Raw genomic sequence first — 2,799 nt, 5'->3', positions numbered from 1 at the left:
GGTCGGCTGGTTCGGCTTCAACGCGGGCTCCGCGGTTGCCGCTGACGGCCGTGCCGGCTTCGCGATGCTGACCACGCAAGTGGCGACCGCCTGCGCGGCGCTCGGCTGGATGTTTGCCGAGTGGATCGCGAAGGGCAAGCCGTCGGTGCTCGGCATCGTGTCGGGCGCGGTCGCGGGTCTCGTGGCGATCACGCCGGCCGCCGGTTTCGTCGGCGTGGCGGGCGCACTGGTGATCGGCATCGCCGCCGGCGTCGTCTGCTTCTGGTCGGCGACCTGGCTCAAGTCGAAGCTCGGCTACGACGATTCGCTCGACGCGTTCGGCGTGCACGGCATCGGCGGGATTCTCGGCGCGCTGCTGACGGGAGTGTTCGCGGTCAAGGACATCGGCGGCGCCGACGGCAGCCTGCTGCTGCAGGCGAAGGGCGTGCTGATCACGCTGGTCTACAGCGGCGTGCTGAGCTTCGTGCTGCTGAAGCTGATCGACCTGACGATGGGCCTGCGCGTGTCCGAAGAGGAAGAGCGCGAAGGTCTCGACGTGATCCTGCACGGCGAGCACGTGGAATAAGTCACACGAATCAATGGCGGGCCGCCGCGACGACGGCGCCCGCCCCGAATGAGCGCAGCGACTTCGGCCCGCCCACCCGGCGGGCTTTTTTTCTCCTGTCACGCACTGACGTAGCGGATAACCCTTCACTCTATCGGGTCAATAGCCGAAAACTTCCTGCATATCCTTGTGAAGCCGGGAACAATCCCCAAATGGGCAAGGCAATTGCTCTACAATCTTCATTCTCCCGCTCGCGAGTGATTCATGGTTCCCCACCTCGTTACGGCGTTGAACGGTCCGCTGCTCGAACTCGAGCAGAAGATCCTCGACGCGACGCCTGCGATCGAACGCTGGTTCAGGCTCGAATGGCAGGAACACACCCCGCCGTTCTATTGTTCGGTGGACCTGCGCAATGCCGGCTTCAAGCTGGCGCCCGTCGACGCGAACCTGTTTCCCGGCGCGTTCAACAACCTGCCGTCCGAAGTGCTGCCGCTTGCCGTGCAGGCCGCGATGGCCGCGATCGAGAAGATCTGCCCGGACGCGAAGAACCTGCTCGTGATTCCCGAGCTGCCGACCCGCAACGCGTTCTACCTCGAAAACGTCGCGCGCCTCGCGACGATCATGCGCCAGGCCGGCCTGAACGTGCGCTTCGGCTCGCTCGACCCGAGCATCACCGACATGACGCCGATCACGCTGGCCGACGGCCAGAAGATCGTGCTCGAACCGCTCGAGCGTTCGCAGCGCCGCCTCGGCCTGAAGAATTTCGACCCGTGCTCGATCCTGCTGAACAACGACCTGTCGGCCGGCATTCCGGCCGTGCTGGAAAACCTGCACGAGCAGTACCTGCTGCCGCCGCTGCACGCGGGCTGGGCCGTGCGCCGCAAGTCGACGCACTTCGCGTGCTACGACGACGTCGCGAAGAAGTTCGCGAAGATGGTCGGCGTCGATCCGTGGATGGTGAATCCGTATTTCGCGCACGTGGAAGGTGTCGACTGGCAGGCGCATGAAGGCGAACAGGCGCTCGCCGACGCGATCGACGGCGTGCTGAAGAAGATCGCGCGCAAGTACCGCGAATACGGGATCAGCGAGAAGCCGTACGTCGTCGTGAAGGCCGACGCGGGCACGGCGGGGCGCGGCGTGATGACCGTGCACGACGCGGCCGAGATCGGCCGGATGTCGAAGGCCGAGCGCGCGCAGATGGCCGAGTCGAAGGCCGGCCTCGCGGTGCGCGACGTGATCGTGCAGGAAGGCGTGTATACGTTCGAGCGCGTCGGCGACGAAGTGGCCGAGCCCGTTGTATACATGATCGACCGCTACGTGGTCGGCGGCTTCTACCGCACGCACGCCGGCCGCGAGCGCGACCAGAACCTGAACGCGCCCGGCATGCACTACGTGCCGCTCGGCTTCGAGCACACTGCGCTGCCGGATGCCGGCGCGAAGCCGGGTGCCGCGCCGCCGAACCGTTTCTACATGTACGGCGTCGTCGCGCGGCTGTCGCTGATCGCGTCGTCGATCGAACTGGAAAAGACCGACCCCGAAGCCATCCAGGTATAACGGACCTTCGCCACGTACAGGACCTCATGGACATTCTCTTTATCGCCGACCCGCTCGAGCGCTTCAAGATCTACAAGGATTCGACCTACGCGATGATGGCCGAGGCCGCGCGGCGCGGGCATGCGGTGTACGCGTGCCAGCCGCACCAGCTCGCATGGACGGGGAGCGGTGTCGAGGCGGACGTGCAGCGCGTGACGATCGTCGGCGACACGGCCGACCTGCACCGCGAACCGTGGTACGAGGCGGCCGCTCACGAGTCGCGTGCGCTGACGTCGTTCGGCGCGGTGCTGATGCGCAAGGATCCGCCGTTCGACATGGAATACGTGACGGCCACGTGGATGCTCGAGCTTGCCGAACGGGCGGGCGCGCGTGTGTTCAACAAGCCGCAGTCGATTCGCGATCACTCGGAAAAGCTCGCGATCGGCGAGTTTCCGCAATTCGTCGCGCCGACGCTCGTCACGCGCGATGCGGCGCGCCTGCGCGCCTTCCACGCCGAGCACGGCGACGTGATCGTGAAGCCGCTCGACGGGATGGGCGGGATGGGCGTGTTCCGCGTGAAGGCCGACGGCATGAACCTCGGTGCGATCATCGAGATGCTCGGCCATGACGGCACGCGCTCGCTGATGATCCAGAAGTTCATTCCCGAGATCAAGGCCGGCGACAAACGCATTCTGCTGATCGCGGGCGAGCCGGTGCCGTAT

Annotated in this window: 3 protein-coding genes; all 3 read left to right on the top strand. The window is 65.9% G+C overall.

Features of this window, described 5'->3' with window-relative positions; all coding sequences use genetic code 11:
- A partial coding sequence (locus L810_RS42950; RefSeq protein WP_042978417.1) for an ammonium transporter occupies nt 1-565 on the top strand: 565 nt, incomplete at its 5' end.
- A 243-nt stretch (nt 566-808) separates the two neighbouring features.
- Complete coding sequence (gene gshA, locus L810_RS42945; protein ID WP_021164335.1) at nt 809-2,098, top strand: glutamate--cysteine ligase; 1,290 nt, start codon at nt 809-811, stop codon at nt 2,096-2,098.
- Between the two features lie 26 nt (nt 2,099-2,124).
- On the top strand, nt 2,125-2,799 hold a 675-nt coding region (gene gshB, locus L810_RS42940), incomplete at its 3' end, for a glutathione synthase (RefSeq protein ID WP_042978416.1).

The organism is Burkholderia sp. AU4i (assembly GCF_000466765.1).
GTDB classification, from domain to species: Bacteria; Pseudomonadota; Gammaproteobacteria; order Burkholderiales; family Burkholderiaceae; genus Burkholderia; species Burkholderia cepacia.
Note: the sequence above shows the minus strand (reverse complement) of the source record. Positions and strands in the feature narration are given on the sequence as shown.

Coding starts and splice junctions, on each gene's coding strand:
- gshA (WP_021164335.1), top strand. CDS start 809: ATGGTTCCCCACCTCGTTACGGCGTTGAACGGTCCGCTGCTCGAACTC.